The sequence below is a fragment of the Maribellus sp. YY47 genome (assembly GCF_023111095.1).
Taxonomy (GTDB): domain Bacteria; phylum Bacteroidota; class Bacteroidia; order Bacteroidales; family Prolixibacteraceae; genus Draconibacterium.
In genome coordinates, this window is sequence record NZ_JALGYW010000017.1 from 1 (window position 1) to 13,726 (window position 13,726).

At 43.9% G+C, this 13,726-nt stretch carries 13 protein-coding genes; 7 read left to right on the forward strand and 6 right to left on the reverse strand.

From position 1 onward, the window contains the following. Positions 1–369: 369 nt before the first annotated feature. Positions 370–951, forward strand: a complete 582-nt coding sequence (locus MR764_RS14380; RefSeq protein ID WP_247980133.1) for a DUF2085 domain-containing protein — start codon at positions 370–372, stop codon at positions 949–951. Continuing rightward, positions 948–1,652: a hypothetical protein gene (locus MR764_RS14385; protein ID WP_247980134.1), complete on the forward strand. Its 705-nt coding sequence runs from the start codon at positions 948–950 to the stop codon at positions 1,650–1,652. The genes MR764_RS14380 and MR764_RS14385 overlap by 4 nt, the downstream gene beginning before the upstream one ends. Before the next feature lie 208 nt (positions 1,653–1,860). On the opposite strand, the gene MR764_RS14390 is transcribed toward MR764_RS14385, so the two are convergent. Further along, on the reverse strand, positions 1,861–2,301 hold the full coding sequence (locus tag MR764_RS14390) for a cold shock domain-containing protein (RefSeq protein ID WP_247980135.1): 441 nt from the start codon (positions 2,299–2,301) through the stop codon (positions 1,861–1,863). A 98-nt stretch (positions 2,302–2,399) separates the two neighbouring features. On the opposite strand from MR764_RS14390, the gene MR764_RS14395 reads away from it, so the two are divergent. Beyond that, positions 2,400–3,470: a hypothetical protein gene (locus MR764_RS14395; protein WP_247980136.1), complete on the forward strand. Its 1,071-nt coding sequence runs from the start codon at positions 2,400–2,402 to the stop codon at positions 3,468–3,470. Positions 3,471–3,641: 171 nt separating this feature from the next. Continuing rightward, positions 3,642–3,851: a hypothetical protein gene (locus MR764_RS14400; RefSeq protein WP_247980137.1), complete on the forward strand. Its 210-nt coding sequence runs from the start codon at positions 3,642–3,644 to the stop codon at positions 3,849–3,851. 183 nt (positions 3,852–4,034) lie between these two features. Here MR764_RS14400 and MR764_RS14405 read toward each other — a convergent pair whose 3' ends face one another. Continuing rightward, entirely contained in the window at positions 4,035–4,766 is a 732-nt protein-coding gene (locus tag MR764_RS14405) for a hypothetical protein (protein WP_247980138.1), read from the reverse strand. 302 nt (positions 4,767–5,068) lie between these two features. On the opposite strand from MR764_RS14405, the gene MR764_RS14410 reads away from it, so the two are divergent. Next, positions 5,069–5,650 carry a hypothetical protein gene (locus MR764_RS14410; RefSeq protein ID WP_247980139.1) on the forward strand — a complete coding sequence of 194 codons (582 nt, stop codon included), beginning with the start codon at positions 5,069–5,071 and terminating at the stop codon, positions 5,648–5,650. A 417-nt stretch (positions 5,651–6,067) separates the two neighbouring features. Here the strand turns inward: MR764_RS14410 and MR764_RS14415 are convergent, their stop codons facing one another. Then, positions 6,068–7,939, reverse strand: a complete 1,872-nt coding sequence (locus MR764_RS14415) for a S8 family serine peptidase (protein WP_247980140.1) — start codon at positions 7,937–7,939, stop codon at positions 6,068–6,070. Between MR764_RS14415 and MR764_RS14420 the strand changes: the two genes are divergently transcribed. Further along, positions 7,926–8,120, forward strand: coding sequence for a hypothetical protein (locus MR764_RS14420; RefSeq protein WP_247980141.1), 195 nt, complete (start codon positions 7,926–7,928; stop codon positions 8,118–8,120). The genes MR764_RS14415 and MR764_RS14420 overlap by 14 nt on opposite strands. Before the next feature lie 1,686 nt (positions 8,121–9,806). Continuing rightward, the gene (locus MR764_RS14425) at positions 9,807–10,166 is read left to right on the forward strand and encodes a hypothetical protein (protein WP_247980142.1); all 360 of its coding nucleotides are present in this window, start codon (positions 9,807–9,809) and stop codon (positions 10,164–10,166) included. Between the two features lie 668 nt (positions 10,167–10,834). Here the strand turns inward: MR764_RS14425 and MR764_RS14430 are convergent. From MR764_RS14430 to MR764_RS14440, 3 genes are all read right to left on the reverse strand, one after another. Next, complete coding sequence (locus MR764_RS14430) at positions 10,835–11,167, reverse strand: GYD domain-containing protein (RefSeq protein ID WP_247980143.1); 333 nt, start codon at positions 11,165–11,167, stop codon at positions 10,835–10,837. A 160-nt stretch (positions 11,168–11,327) separates the two neighbouring features. Further along, positions 11,328–11,717 (reverse strand): hypothetical protein, encoded by a 390-nt coding sequence (locus MR764_RS14435; protein WP_247980144.1) that lies wholly within the window; start codon positions 11,715–11,717, stop codon positions 11,328–11,330. A gap of 15 nt (positions 11,718–11,732) precedes the next feature. Continuing rightward, entirely contained in the window at positions 11,733–13,709 is a 1,977-nt protein-coding gene (locus MR764_RS14440) for a DUF2075 domain-containing protein (RefSeq protein ID WP_247980145.1), read from the reverse strand. Positions 13,710–13,726 lie beyond the last annotated feature (17 nt).

Here is a 13,726-nt window from a genome sequence, read left to right on the forward strand (position 1 = left end):
TAATTGCTTGTTTGCATGCAAAAATCCGTATTTTCAATTCAAATCGTCACGCTATCAAAAATCGCTACAAGTACGACTAACAAAGAATTTCAAAGAACGTCTATTAATTTTTAATACCCACTAGTGAGTTAGAACAACAAGTTAGGAAGACCCCAAATGCGGTACATATTAGTTTTGAAGCATAGTTTTGCAATTATGAAGCATTGATGACAAATCCTAAAACCTTTTCAGTCCGGGGATCAAAGTGAATCTATCGGTGGAGAGAGCAGCAATAAAACAGCGGGCACCGGTATAACTAAATACCCTGCAATCACGTACACCTTTTCGTTGTACCTTCTCCGGATAAACAAAAAGTAAATTACATCAGCTATGATATTCTCCATAACGCTCGAATCGTTTTCTGAAAGTCTGTTTAGTTATGTATGTCACCAGGATGCTTCCATTTTGATAGCGCTGAATGGAAGAACGCTGATGTTGTGTCCGCGCTGTTCGGGTTTGCAAGCCGGTTTTTTTATTACGATGCTGGTGCTGTTACTGGTTAACGGGGTAAAGAATTTAAAAACCGGCCGGGCTTTTAAGAGCCTTGTTGTGGTGGCTTTGCTCTTTTTGTTTTCAGAATGGATGCTGGCTCAAACCGGTATAATTCATTCTACAGCTGCCAGCCGGTTGTTGAGCGGACTGGCGGGCGGTGTGGCATTTTCGCTGCTGGGCATCGCTTACCGGAACCAATTTGTTGGCCAAAGCAGCCAAGTAGCCTCCCGTATTTGCCGGGCAATTCCGATGATATTTATAATCCTGTTTTTGGGATTGCTCTTGTTTCATGCCGATCTCTGGTCGGTGGTAACACTCCTGTTGGTGCTGGCGGTGATTGTGAATGGCCTGTTCATACTCCAAACCGTCATTCTGCGGGTGTATGCGCTATTTGTCAAAACAAAAAACACAAACGAATGAAAAAATTTTATCCTTTAAACCGGATGGATCTGCTGTTTCTTTTGGGGGCGGGACTGTTCTTTTTCAGCTGTATTGCAACAACGCTTCAAACCGCCCGGACCAAAGCACCCGGGCAGGTAGAACTTAGTGCCGGGTATTTAAATGCGCAAAGTACAAATGGTTCTGAAGACGGTGGTTCCACGCAACTCATTGGTATGAATGCCCGTTTGGGAGTGGCGGAAAACCTGGATTTGGGTTTTGAACATACCCTGGATGTGACCAAAGACAACGATGCCCTCTTTAATACCATTTGGGGAGATGTAAAATATCAGTTTTCGAACCACAGCAACGAAAACAAAAAGTTGACTTTTTCATCGGGGCTGCTTAAGGGATATGTTTACAAGGAAGATGCGCAGGTACACATCACTACTTTACCGCTTTATTTTAGTTTGCCTGTAAACAACCGGGTAATGCCTACTTTTATGTATCGTTACGGATTAATCAGCGATGGATTTTTTCCGAACTCAGACAGTTTTGACGATCCGCGCCATACTTTTATGCTGGGAATTGAATACGCATTAAAGGAGCCGGATGCTGCAACTTGGATTCCAAAATTTGCCGCATCCATCGGGACCATGCAGTCGTTCGATGGCGAGGACTCAGGTTTGTTTCTGTTCAATTTCGGATTTAAAATTGATTCTCCGTTTGGGCAAAAGGAATGATGGAAACCTGATGTTGTTGTGATAAGGTGTCCATAGAATCACTTTAGCACAGACTTTAACCTGGAGCATGAAAGTTTCTCCTCCTGAATTCCCCTTTGTCTGCCGCGCTAAAGCCTTACGCAGACATTTCCCCCTCGGGGGAAATAAAGTGGAATGTCTGATTTACTATGGAGGAGAAAAGAACGCTGCCGGAATTAAATTCAGTGGTTTATACCGGTTGAATGTTTGCGGCATTCAATCCACGTGTGCCTTTTACTAATTCAAAAGTTACCATATCTCCCTCACGAATTTCAGGATAGGCTTCGGAAATGTGGAAAAAGTACTTTTCAGTACTGGCAGTGTCTTTGATAAAACCATAGCCTTTATCTTGTTTGAAGTGTTCCACTCGTCCCGTCAGCGGAACGTCTTCCACCTCTTCTTTTTTAGGTGTCGAAACGGCGATGTCTTCTACTTTAATCTCTTCCTTTTTCTCGTCTGATGGCATTTCAGTAGTGATCACGCCGTTTTCATCGACATACGCAATCATGTCATCCAAAGAACTGCCGCCGGCATTGGCTTTACGCTCTTCTTTGCGTTTCAGTTTTTCTTTTCTTTTTTGCTCTCTTTTCTTTTCTAATTCTCTTTTGTTATACGAGATTGATCTACCCATTCACTTGTATTTAATGTAATTTTTTTCATTCTCTGCTGGTATTTTTGAACGGGAAAATACCAGTTTTTTCCTAATTTCTCTGTCCAACACCCGAATGCATGGTTCTAAATATCCGTCCGCAATTGAGATGTGATACTCCTTTTAACGGATTGCCCAAACAAGAGGTTGATTTTGAAGACAATTTTCGATCAGAATATCCGCAAATAAAAGACGGACAAAACATTACGGAGTACTACTCAACAAAACACCAGGCTGTAAGAAAACCAAAGGTAAGAATTTATTGCGACGATTACGAAAGGATGGGCGAGATTGGGGATGAGAAAACCGGGAGAAAAGACGATCATAACCAATTCGCATTGAATTACGTAGTCCTTTGTGTTTCACCTAAAATTACCACTATGAGAAAGTTTACTTTGTTTATTGCCGCATGCCTGATTATGGCATCGCTTTTTGTGAATCCAGGTTATGCACAGGAATCGGAAGATCCGGGTCTCGTCCTGGTGATGGAAGAATTTGTTGCGCCATCCGACATGCCGCAGTTCTGGAAAGTACAGTCGGAAGCCATGGAACTGTTCGATAAAATGAATTTCGACATGAAATTCTGGACCTACCGTACCGATCACAATTCGTTTTACTGGGCGATACCCCTCAAAAATTTTGCTGCGATCGATGAATTCTATACCAAAAGCGTGGAGTTCCATCAGCAGTTAATCGAAAACGGTTACGATCCGGCAGCCAAGTTTCGCGATCTTTCCAATATCAGTCAGTTTGTAGTGCGCTGGAATAAGGACCTGTCGTTTCGCAAGACCGAGAGAGCGGAAGGCGCCGTGCCTGATAAGTTTTATGAATGGATGTTTATTTACCTGAAATCGGGGCATGAGAAGGAAGCCGCCGACGCTTGTCAGAAATACATCGATTTTTACAAAAGCATTGAAGAAAATTACCCGTGGGAGATGTACGAAGTGGTGTTTGGCGAACATACTCCCTGCTGGATTATGGAGGTATCGGCCGAAAGCGAAGCCCAGCTGCGTGAAACAGAAGAGGGATTGCAAAAGAAATACAACGAAGATTTCATGAAGCTGTGGCAAAACATGGTACCGCATGTCCGCGACATTCAAACGCAGAAAGGATGGTTTCTACCCGGCTGGTCGAGGTACGGAAGTAATTAGGGCCTGGCAGAAAGATGTTGCGCTGTTAGCTCTTCTTTTCCTTGAAGCTTGAGGCTTGCTGCCTGAAGCTATCGTACTTTGTTGTATCCATAAAATGGAGCCGCGAACCAAACTCGCCGGTATTTAGTATCTTTGAGCGAATCGACAGCAACCGACTAAAAACAAGACACCATGGAAGCAGAAAACATCAGCAAACCGGAAAAGAAGCCGGAAGATACTCCGGAGAAAAAACAATCGTGGGTGGATAAGACCGAAGCATTCATCGACGAAGCGGCCGAAAAAATACACAAAAGCGAAACCTATCGGAAAGCGGACCAATCGCTGGAGGAAGCCACCAAAAAGCTTTTCCGCAAAGCCGGTCGCTGGTGGGGAAAGCTTTAAGTGTGATCGGATGATGTTTTCAGCGTTCGGCTCTGGTTCTGTTTTCTTTTGACAAAACCCCTCGCCATGACGAATATCACAGGTATATCCGGCAGCGGCCTGACGATCAGTGAAAAGAGACGTTTTAACACGACTTGCTGTTGAAACACTTTCGGAGCTGATCTGCGTTAAGAAGTAAAAAAACTAAAAAGCGATTCCCAGACTTATTCCACCCCGGAACATGGGATAAAACAGATTTTTCGCCTTTACCGACACGTTTTGGTTGCGCGACGACACTTCTATTTTGTTTTTCCACATCGACGGCAGGTCATCTACTGCATCCAAAACATCATTGTATATTTCATCGACCTGTTCAGGTTCAGATACATAAATATTTCCTTCGATCTCAGCCAGACCGGCTTCAAGACCAAAAAAGAACAGGTCGAGACTTACGGTTTTCGAAATCAGAAACTGATAGCCCAACTGACATCCTGCCCCGATGGTATGAATCTTTGCATCAACGTTTTCGTTGTAAGTCGAAAATCCCTGGTTAGCAGCTATCTCCCTGACATTGTCGGCAGCACCTGAAATTCCCTGGTATTTGATGAACGGGGCGATGTAGAAACCTTTGGGAAGGCTGCTTTTACCCGTGTAGTGGCGATAAGCGGCACGCAGCGAAAAAATACCCAGTTCATCGTCGGTAATATTTTCATCCTCACTCCAGGTCATCCCAAACTTATCGACAAACGAACGGTTAATGGGCAAGCCAATGCCAAATTCGAAGGCGTTTTTCTCGTTGAGCATGCGTTCGTACTCAAAAGCAGCGCTGTTTAACGAAAAGCTCACCGGTAAAATTTTTATAGCATTTTTCTTTTCCTGTGCCGAAACGCTGATACAGGTCAGGCTGACAATAATGGCCAATAGCAGGTTTTTCATCGTCTTTGAATATTTGGTTTGCATAAATTTACAAAAAGAATCAGCTTATAAAGAATGAAGTTGCAAACGAGTGTTGCAAAATCCCATTCGTCAGGAAAATACATTAGTTTGTCCTCACAAAACAACTATCCGTCGACCCCGAATTAACCTTTTTATAGTTTGAAAGTCAATGGAGTAAACCAGCCGGAATGGAAGTATCAGAAAACAACCGGTTTAGCATAAAGTTGCTTATGGATTCAGATTAAGAACAGAGTTATTAACCAAAGCGAAACGAATATTCGTTCGCTTAAAAAAAACAAGTCATGAAAACAAAAAAATTAGCATTCGTATTGGTGGCCGTTGCATTATCAGTAAGTGCCTATGCAACAAAAATACCGAAAATGAATATTGTTGCAGTCGATGATTCGAAGGCGCTGGTTACGGCCGTTACCGATCCCGGGGGGGCCTCCGAATTCTCCATCGTCTCCGAAAACGGCGACATCGTTTATTACAAACGCAGTAAAGCTGCCGCTGTCTTCCGTTCAGTGTTTGATTTTTCGGCGCTGAGTGACGGAAAGTACACAGTAAAAATCGAAACCGGCACGGCCCAGGTAAAAAGTGAAATTGAAGTGGACGGTGGCGATGTACAGGTAAAAGCCGTGGAAAAAGAGCTAGCTCCTTACTTTGCGTACGACAGCCAGTTGTTAAAGGTATCGTACCTGAATTTCGACCGGGAAAATATTTCGATGTTAATATACAACAATGGCGAGCTGGTGTTTCGGTCAAACCTGGGCAACGACTTTACCATTCAACGCGCTTTCGACGTGTCGAAAATGGTGAACGGCAATTTCGATTTTGTACTGGCCAGAACTGACGAACCTTACAGCTTTAATGTTACGCGGTAAGCGCAGCAAAGAAAAGAGTAGGAAGTGGGTGACTGCTGCCGGCGAAATGTACTTATCGTGTAGGTAAAGAAAATACTGATCATTTTCATTGTGCTGAAATGCCTTGCACCGCTTGATTCCTCGGTTATATATTTTCAGTAATCAAGCGGTGCGGCATTCATGCTTTCAAGTTATAAGCTTTGGGTGACTGTGGTTTGCAACGGAAAGGAATCCGCTTATTCCATTACGATTGACCCGGAGCTGTCCAAAAAGTTGGCAAAAACAGGTTCTTGCAAAGACACAAAAGAAGCGCAAAGATCGCGGATTGCTCATCATTAGCTTCTTTTTTTGCGTGCCTTTGAGTAAATCTTGGCGTGCTTTGCCTGGCATTTACTTTTTGGACAAGCCCAATATCTTTAAAAGCGCTAAGCGATGGATTTATTCGAGCATTTTCAGCGACTGTTGCGGATGGATCAGCAGAATATCCGGTTTTTCAGTCGATGGAGTGGCTCCTTTAATGATCAGGTCTTTTACTTCGGCAACGCTTAAACCGGGGTTTGTGGCCCAGAGTTTGGCCGCCAGGTTCACCACCTGCGGCGAAGCCATCGATGTTCCCGAATATTTGCGTTTTTCACCTCCCGGGATAAAACTTTCGACCTCGTATCCGTTCGAATACACATCCACTCCCTTGCCGATGGTGGTAAAGCTGGTTTCTTTTCCTTCGATGTCAACCGCGCCCACTTTCATCAGGTTGGGAAGCGTTAAGCCGGAAGGAATATTGTTGGCAAAATCAATGTCGTTGTTGGCATTACCCGCCGCAACCACAAACAGGATTTCCGGAGCTTCTTTCATCGCCGTATACAAGGCATCCTTCTCCATCCCAAACAGTTTTTGGGCCAGGGCTTTTCTTTCTTCTTCATTTTCTCCGATTCCATTCATGGCCAGGAGGCTTTCGTAGTAGTTTTGAGAATACCCCCAACTCATATTCACCACCCTTACCTGGTGGTCTTTAAAATACTGTACCGTGTTTTTATATAGTTCCACCCAGTTTTTCGACGTTTCCAGCGTTGGAGGAGCAGGAATGTTCTCGTACGGAAAGGTTAAACGTGCAGCCAGTATCCGGGCCTGCGGGTTTCCTTTGGCGGCAATTCCGGCCACATGGGTTCCGTGCGAAAAATTACCGTACATACCCAGGTTCTCGATAAACGGATTGACTTCCTCGGGAGCGAGTGTTGAAATGTATTTTTTTAGTTCATCGGCTTCCTCGCTTTTTATCATGGCCTGCAGATCCATTAAGCCTTTGATGTATTTCTCATACTGCTGATAGTTGGCGTTGATCTCGGCAATCGGGAACAGAATTTCGCTGACCTTGTTGCCCTTAAGGTCGTAGGCAATTCCGTGTACATCATCCACAAAGCCATTGTTGTCGTCATCTTTGCCGTCGGGTTTTTCGGCTTTATTTACCCAGCGGTTATTTTCGGGGAGCACGGCTTCATCCACTCCTGTATCCCAGATTCCTACCACCACCGGTTTCAGCTGGGTGTTGTTGTCCAGGTCCGCGTCGCGGTCTTTCCAGATATCCACCAGGGTGACATCAACGTGGTTCTTATCGTAATAAGCCTGAAATACCGGTTTGTAAACATCCGCGACGTAAGGCAGGGTCATGTCGTAGGTCATGCGCATTCCCAGAAGTTCTTTGGCCACAAATGCGGGGACCTGCTTATCAGCCTTGTCGATGATGGGCTGTAACTGTCCTTCGATGATCCCCTGGATGAGATTAGCTGTCAGGATATCCAGCGAGCCGGTCATCCCCTCAACGTCTTCCTGTACCACCGCAAAAGGTATTTTTTCGAGCGCGGCTTCCAGGTTTTTTTTGAAGGCAGCTTTAAACGCTTCTTCCGGAAGATCGGGATCTTCGAGCCTGGTTTTTATGTACACTTCTTCGGTGAGGTTCCACAGGTATTTATCCGATTCTTTTTCGGTCAGTTTCCTGCCGGCGTATATCTGGTCAAGCGCCGGTTGAAGGTCGTTTTTTAAGAAACTGATGGTCGAGAAATTGGAATGATAACCACGCAGGGTAGCCTTGTCCTGAATGTCGTATTTTTCCAGGTCGTCTTTCAGGTCCGATTCAATTGTAGCGGCCAGTTCCAGCAGCAGGTCGCGGTTGTTGATGTAGTCCATGGCTTTGTTCCCTTTCAGGTCGTAGTAATGTTTGGGAAGGTCTTCGGCACGTTCAATTTTAATTTTGTTTTGTGCCGTAAGCGGTTGAAATGCCAGCAATGCAACAAGTGCAAAAATGAGTTTTTTCATTGTATTCGATTATTCGTTTTTTGGGAAAGAAACACTTACTATTGAGGAGAACGGTGGAACATTGGGAGAGAATGCCGTTTGGTTACTCCACTCTTTTCCCGTTAGAATAAAGTTTTCAGCCAAACTGCAGGGGATGGTTTTTAAGACCGTTTTAGGACTTCAGCACAGTACATTGCTTTGAATAAAAGCAGACAATAATTTACGCAAAAAAACAGTGATTTCCAATGACGTATTCCCGCTGCTGCGTTGTTGGTCGCGACCCTGAAACAATGCCCGGGGTTCACACACATGGCTTCGTTCGTTTCACTACCTCGCTATGACAAGTTGTTGGGATTTATCCGGCAGCGGACAGCGGCAAACAGGTTCACAGCAGATTACACTAGGTCCGCTGCCCGTGATTTTAAAAGCTTGCGTCATTGCGACGACGATCCGTCTGCTGACGGAAGGAGGAAGCAATCTAAGGGTGTTGTTTGTCCATTAAGTCTTGCCAATTAGGATTTCTTTGATTAATCAAGTCAATTTTCTTTTGACGGGAGCCGGCTTTAAGTTGTTTCTCCCGGCTTATTGCATCCTGAATATTTAGAAATTCTTCGTAATAAACCAATTTGGTGACTTTATACCTTGATGTAAACGAATTGCGAAAGTATCCTTCTTTGTGTTGCTGAATTCTTTTACTTAGATCGGAGGTAACGCCAACATATAGTACTGAATTGGTTTTGTTGGTTAGAATGTAGATATAAGCGTGTTGGGTCATCATGAAGTATTTTTATAAAAGTTACGAAAATTATAAAAACCAAGATAGCTTCGTTCGTTTCACTACCTCGCTATGACAAGTTGTTGGGATTTATCCGGCAGCGGACCGTGTAGTTTGTTGTCGGAAACCTGATTCTTCTGGTCCGCTGCCTGTTGATTATTAAAGCTTGCGTCATTGCGACGACGAACCGTCTGCCGACGGAAGGAGGAAGCAATCTGTTTGTTTGGTATTGTGTGCGAAGTCGTGGAATCAAGCCAGATGGCTTCGTTTCGCTCCACTCTCTCGCCATGACAACGGTCTGGTGTATACCCGGCAGCGGACAGCGGCAAACAGGTTCACAGCAGATTAACTACGTCTGCTGCCTGTTGATAACAAAGCTTGCGTCATTGCGACGACGAACCGTCTGCCGACGGAAGGAGGAAGCAATCTGTTTGTTTGGTATTGTGTGCGAAGTCGTGGAATCAAGCCAGGTGGCTTCGTTCGCTCCACTCTCTCGCCATGACAACAGTGTGGTGTATATCCGGCAGCGGACAGCGGCAAAAAAGTTCACAGCAGATTACACTAGGTCCGCTGTCTGTTGATAACAAAGCTTGCGTCATTGCGACGACGAACCGTCTGCCGACGGAAGGAGGAAGCAATCTGTTTGTTTGGTATTGTGGGCGAAGTCGTGGAATGAAGCCAGATGGCTTCGTTTCGCTCCACTCTCTCGCCATGACAACAGTGTGGTGTATACCCGGCAGCGGACAGCGGCAAACAGGTTCACAGCAGATTACACCAGGTCCGCTGCCTGTTGATTGTTTGAATGAAAGTCATTGCGAGCGCGAGTGCGCGGGAGAAGCAATCTCTTTACTCTGCTGTACAACATTTTGATTGTCAGTCCTGTTTTTTATAATTTGCAAACAAGTTAAAAACCAAATCCAATAAAGTAACCGACAAACAAGCATTTATTCCATACGATTTTCGAAACGATCCCATTGAGCACACATGTACCACAGTACATGTACACGCCTTCCGAAACCGTTGGCGTGGATACGAAAAAGGCCACCTGCGCCGGCAAGCAAACAGGTGACCCCGAATTAATAATAAGTTCCTTAATTATTAAATCAATTAAATATGGGAAATTTAACTGAAAGTAAGAAGCGCGATTTTGTAACGCAGCTTACTGGTCTGTTGGAACAGAACACCCAATTATTAACCGATAAAGGTTACGATCCTACGGCGAAAATCGCCCAGTTACGAGCTGAAATCATCGCAGCCGACACGGCTGAAGTGAAACAAATGGAAGCCAAGGCGGCCGCCAAAAACGCGACCAAACTGACGCTCGAAACATTGAATACTGCCTACACCGATGCTTCGGCAACGGTCGATCTTATTTCGGGTTTGTTGGGAAAAAACGACAACCTGTTGCTCGAAATCAAAAAACTCCGTAATTCCGGAAAATCTTCGAAAAAAGAACCCGTAACGGAGCAATAATAAAGTGATAAAACCGGAGGAGCTTGCCGGCTCCGGTTTTTTCTTTTTCCCGCTCAGCCTTTGTAATTCTCCCCTACGTTTTTAGTTTTCCAAGCCCGGTAATCATGCTTTTACCCAAGGTAATTGCTTTCATCCCCAAGCGGATCATAGATTTTACCTAAAGGATTGTTTCGTTACCCATGGTAATATCTATCATCCTCGAGGTAATGGTTTCGATTACCAAGGTAACCATAGATTTTACCTAAAGGATTGCTCTCTTACCAAAGGTAATATTTCTTATCCCCGAGGTAAAAATGCTGATTACCACGGTAAAAATCGTTTTACCCCCGGTAGTTTGTCCGTTACCAAAAGTTTGAAATCCGCTGAAAGCCCTGTGAATAAAGGGATACGTGCGCAATGGGCAAGGCAATCAAACCAGATGGCTTCGCTCGCTGCACTCTCTCGCCATGACGAGAGTCTGGGGTGTGTCCTGCAGCGGACACCGGCAAACAGGTTCACGGCAGATTACACTACGTCCGCTGCCTATTGATTATTTGAATGAAAGTCATTGCGATCCCGGGCACCCGGGAGAAGCAATCTTCCTTACCTGTGTATGAATAATAAAGAGAACAAGCCACTTTTGTCCTTCCCGGGCAAAGGGGAATAAAAGTGGGATTTCGTTACCCCGTTCAGGGCAGCCAGTCGACACCCGGAGGGCGGTACCTGCCTGTTTTTTTAGCCGCTTCGTCGATGTCTTCGGGTTGCATCAGCGGAATGCAGGTAACGCTTAGCATACCGCTGGCCGAAGCCCGTAACGAAAAGGCCGCCATGCTGTTGTTGTCGGGCATATCGAAGATGCCGTAAATATCGTAATCCCCAAAGGCATAATAAACACTTTCCACTCTTCCGCCGAGCGAACCGACCAGTTCATGAATCTCCGAACGCCTGCCCGAGCCTCCCTCGCTGAGTAAGCCCTGTACTCCTTCACCGATGTATTTTCCGCAAACCAGGTACTTTGCCATATTATTTCGATTTAAGACACTAGAGTCTGTCATGTAAATACAGCCTACGTCGCCCCGTCGAAATGGTTGCAAAGGTGATCGGCGCAAAAGCGGGAAAAATTGATGGGGATGGGTTGGGGAAATAAGACGGTACTTACACCTTGCTAGTGAGAGGATGTTCTTAAAATTCGTAACAGTCGAACTCGTTGACCGTAATACCTCGTTTACCGCTAAATGCAACTTCCACATATCGCAAATACTCTTTTCCCGAGCTGTCTTTTGTTTCTACAATGCGGTGATAGCTTTCGTCGGGTGCACTGAATAGTTTAAAGCTTGAAGTATAAAAACTCAGGAAGGGATTTAAGGGAATGCCATATTTTATTTTATCGGCTGCTTTTAATTTCGAAATACTTACTACCTCGTTGCCCTGTTCCCGGTAATGATCAATAAGCATCTTTTCAATCGACTTTAAACTCATTGCCCGGTTGTATGCCTGGTAAAACACTACTACGACGACAACGCCAAACATTGTTCCGATTAAAAGCCATTCATCTGAGAGGAAGTTGTCCATCGAATAACTATGTTTCTAGAGAATTTCAAAACCTATCGATTTCAAATACTCAAAAGTGTCACTGTAAAATTCCGGTAATCGAGTGTGATCTTCCGCATCTCCTTCTGGAACGACAATTACCATTCCTTGTCTAGCTCGGGTTAAAAGAACACGATAAGCATTCTTTAAGTAAAGTTTGCGTTCTTCTTTATTTATATTTTGCCATTTATTCCCAACAAACGAACGATATTCCCAACCTTGATCGGAATATCTGAAATCTCCATCCCAAGCCACGCAAGCCCAATCTAGTTCCAATCCTTGAACCTGAAATTCTGTAGCAACGTCCTCTAAATAATAGGATGAACGAATGTCGTCCTTGTCATTTAAAAACCAATTTACTGGATCGATCGGGGATTTTACGTCAATAGCATAAGGCTTTAAACGTTGAGCTTGCGAAGAAACCACGATTCCATATCTTTCTGTTCCTCGCGCTTTTTCCTTTAACCATTGTTTGGCTTTTTTAAAATCACGCGTTAAAGCAATTGGGTATTTTGATTTGAGTTCAGACAATGTTTCGCGTGCTTCTTTCCTGTTCAAATCCAGTATTTGTTTAACCAGTAAGGAAACATTTTCCGCACGAAACGATCTCATTGAAACCGACAAGTGTAAAGAATCAGAGTGAACAACATTGGTGCGGTGACTAATTTGCTGAAGTATTTGCTCAGCATTGTATTCACTATCTGTTAATCGGGTTGACATGTAAATTTTCCAATCAGGAAAGGATCTTTCAAGTGCTTCGATCCATTCAGATATACCCGCTTCGCCGGTATTTATTTCCTGGCCTCCTCCAACTAAACAAACCACAACCGCCCAATCAGGATGGCGGTCGAGACAAGAAATAAGGAATTCCGGTTCAGACTTGTTGAAATCAGGAACACCTTTCTTTTGTTTCATGAAATTCGAAGTTTGTTCTAGTGTCCAAGCTCGTTGTGCTTCGTCGAAAAGCGTAACATGTTCAATAGGGGCAGAATCATCTCTTAGTCCTTCATCTCTAAAATGATGAACATTTTGAATAAATGCTTGGACCTCGCTTTTGGCAACTTTCTTTGTCAGCTTTTCTCCCTTTGCTTTAGCTCTTTTTACTTTATCACGAGCTAAAGCTTCTTGGAGAATTTTCACGAGTGGTCCATTTCCCGAAAGAAAAACGCTATACAAATCGCTGTCTTTATCGAAATGAGTTGTTGCGACATTTAGTCCTACCAAAGTTTTTCCTGCGCCAGGAACACCCGTCACGAAACAAATTGCTTTTTCCGAATTATCTCTTGCCTTTTTTATGACGGCTGAAATCTCATCAGAAGTTTGGCTTAAATTAATAGCACTTGCATCGCTTCGGGAAATATCGGCAACCGAATGATTGGCATAAAGTGAAGTTGCTGCTTCAATTATTGTTGGTGTTGGTTGATAACGTCCTTTCTCCCAGTCTTCAATGTGAAATTGTTCATGACCATCAAGAAACAGAATTGCGTTAGAGATGATTTCTTTAAAGCTATTCGTATTTGATTTTATCGGATTAAAAAGTCCATCATCATGTTTCGAAGTAGAAAGGATTAAGTCAGCGTTTCTAGCTTTAGTCGCTAATAAAACAGGGATAATAATTTTGTCGTGACTTGTTTCATGAAAGTTCTTTAGGTCGAGTGCATAATCCCAAACTTGATCGAGCGCATGCGAAGGATATTCTTTTTCTCCAACCTTAAATTCGACAACAAATATGAGCGACTTGACGATCAAAAGGACATCAATCCTCTTTCCCATGCGAGGTATGGCATATTCAAAATAAATGGAACCAGAATATTCGGAAAGCAAATTCTGAAGGTATTCAATTTGAAATTTCCACGCTTCTTTTTGTGTTTGCTCGGTTGCGAACTCATTATTATCTGCAAGTATTCCGAGAATTTCTTCTTTCGAGGATATTATAAACTGTTCAATTGAGTTTGAATAGTAGGATCGGTTCATTATTCTGGGAGAGAGTT